Genomic DNA, 2,390 nt, shown 5'->3' with positions numbered 1-2,390 from the left:
GTAGCTATCTATTCGCTTACAGCAAGCGATGGCGATAGTGCACCTCGAGGCATTGATTTCTTACTCGATCCAAATCGACTTAATGTGGCAATCAGCCGGGCCCAATGTCTTTCCATCGTGGTGGGATCCCCGGAACTTGCCACCGGTATAAGTAACAGCATCTCGAATGTGCAACGTCTTAATCGGTTGTGCAGCGTGATTGCTAATGGGCAAAGTAAGGAGATTTGAATAATGACAGATATGATTGGCTTATTTGTGCATTACCGCCCTGTTGTACTCGCCTTACCAACTGGAGGTTGCGCAGCAGTTGCTAATTTTCTTGGATTTAGTAATCAAGAGCAGCTCCAAACAGTATTAGATGATGCGGGGTTGCTTTATAAACATCCAGATTTTAGTGATATTGCTACCCGGCTACTTAGAATTGAGCTAGCTGAATCCACGTTGGGTGGGGTACTGCATCAATCACTGATGAGCAGCGAATCGCTTACAAAAAGACCACAGATATTTCGCTGGAATCTAGATGCAGAGATTTTAGTTGAACCGATTAGCCTGCAACTTAAAGTTAACAATGAAGGGGAATGCCTAACTTTTGATTTGCGGATGCGTTCTCAAAACGCCCTTTTTCCAGGCGCCCATTGCCCTCCTGCATTAACCAATAAGCTAAAAGAGCAGCGCAATCTTTGGTGGGCTTATGGCAAAGGAGAAGAAATGGATGGTCGCGAATACGACAGCATGGAGCCAGCGGAACAAGCAGCCTGGTCTTCAATTATTGAACAGATGGGGCTTCCCTCTATTCAACCAGCAGAACTAGTTAGAGCGCTAGATGAATTTGCAGACTGCGCTATTGATTTCCAATACAGCGATCAATTGCTTGAATCAATGGCTAACTACTTATCGATGCCGCTGGAGTATCTCGAAGCTTGGCAAGCTGATGGTGATGGCGTAATCATAGATGTAGGAGACGATAAAATACAAGGATTTTGTTGAGAAGTAATTAGCCAAAAGAACCAACCAAATGACTGATCAAATGATCACTAATCAAAAAATGACTAAACGACTAATTGAGCTCAAAACCCTTCTAAATCAAGCAGCACATGCTTATTACGTGCTTGATGCACCGCAGATGGAAGATGCGGTATACGACCGCCTCTACCGCGAACTACTGGAACTAGAAGAACAGAATCCGGAACTAATCACCCCCGATAGCCCAAGCCAACGGGTTGGTGGTGCGCCCAAAGATGGCTTCTCATCAGTAGAGCACCGTATTTCGATGCTCAGCCTTGATAATGCCTTCAGCGACGAGGAAATCGAGCGCTGGTATCGACGCCTGCTGCGGGAACTCGATTTAGAAGAAGGTACCGATCTTGCAATGGTGTGTGAGCTAAAGATCGATGGCAATGCCCTAGCGCTCACCTACGAAAATGGCTTACTGGTGCAAGCAGCCACCCGCGGTGATGGCAGTAGCGGAGAAGAAATCACCAATAACGTACGCACGATCCAGTCAATTCCGCTGCGTCTACAGCTAGATAATCCTCCGGCCTGGGTAGAGGTGCGCGGAGAAGCTTTTATTCCAGACGATACCTTTGCCAAAATTAATCAGGAGCGGCAAGCAAATGAGGAACCACTATTTGCTAATCCGCGCAATGCTTGCGCCGGSACCTTGCGCCAACTCGATCCCAAGGTTGTAGCAGCGCGCCGTCTCGACTTTTTTGGCTACACCCTGCACCTACCGGATGATTACCCCATAGCCCAGACCCATCAATGGGGCTGCCTGGAGTGGTTGCAGCAGGCTGGGTTCCGGGTAAATCCAAACGCCAGGCTTTGCGCTGATCTCCCTGCAGTACAGGCTTTTACAGCGGAATGGGAGCAGCAACGTCATGATCTTCCTTATGCCACCGATGGGGTGGTCGTAAAGCTGGATTCCCTGGAGTTGCAAGACCAGGCTGGCTTTAATGCCAAAGCGCCGCGTTGGGCGATTGCCTATAAATACGCCCCAGAAGAGGCCCCCAGCCGGGTGCTGAGAGTTGTAGCTCAAGTTGGCCGCACCGGAATCGTTACCCCTGTAGTGGAATTTGAACCCGTGCCGCTAGCGGGTACCACCGTAAGCAGGGCCACTCTTCATAACGCCGATCGCATCGCCGAATTAGATCTACGAGAAGGCGACACAATCGTTGTGCGTAAGGCCGGCGAAATAATCCCGGAGGTTGTACGGGTAGTTATCGAATTACGGCCTGCAGGTGCGCCAGCTGTACAGCTACCGGATCACTGCCCTGCCTGCGGTTCTGTGCTGGTGCGAGCACCTGAAGAAGCTGCCACCCGTTGCATCAACAACTCCTGCCCGGCCCAGCTCAAGGGCGCCGTCCGGCAGTGGGTAAGCCGCGCAGCCATGG

3 protein-coding genes are annotated in these 2,390 nt (G+C 50.3%); all 3 read left to right on the top strand.

Annotated features, from left to right (window positions below; translation table 11 throughout):
• Window positions 1–228 (top strand): hypothetical protein (locus C7K08_RS13560; RefSeq protein WP_133165300.1); only part of this gene is annotated, 228 nt, incomplete at its 5' end.
• Window positions 229–231: 3 nt separating this feature from the next.
• Window positions 232–987 carry a hypothetical protein gene (locus C7K08_RS13555; RefSeq protein WP_106501065.1) on the top strand — a complete coding sequence of 252 codons (756 nt, stop codon included), beginning with the start codon at window positions 232–234 and terminating at the stop codon, window positions 985–987.
• Window positions 988–1,045: 58 nt separating this feature from the next.
• The coding region (gene ligA / locus C7K08_RS13550; RefSeq protein WP_241537275.1) for an NAD-dependent DNA ligase LigA at window positions 1,046–2,390 on the top strand (1,345 nt) is incomplete at its 3' end.

The organism is Synechococcus lacustris str. Tous (assembly GCF_003011125.1).
Classification (GTDB): domain Bacteria; phylum Cyanobacteriota; class Cyanobacteriia; order PCC-6307; family Cyanobiaceae; genus Synechococcus_D; species Synechococcus_D lacustris.
This window is presented reverse-complemented; position numbering and strand designations above follow the sequence as displayed.

Excerpts from the sequence above, each read along its gene's own strand:
- C7K08_RS13555 (WP_106501065.1), top strand. The coding sequence starts at position 232 with ATGACAGATATGATTGGCTTATTTGTGCATTACCGCCCTGTTGTACTC.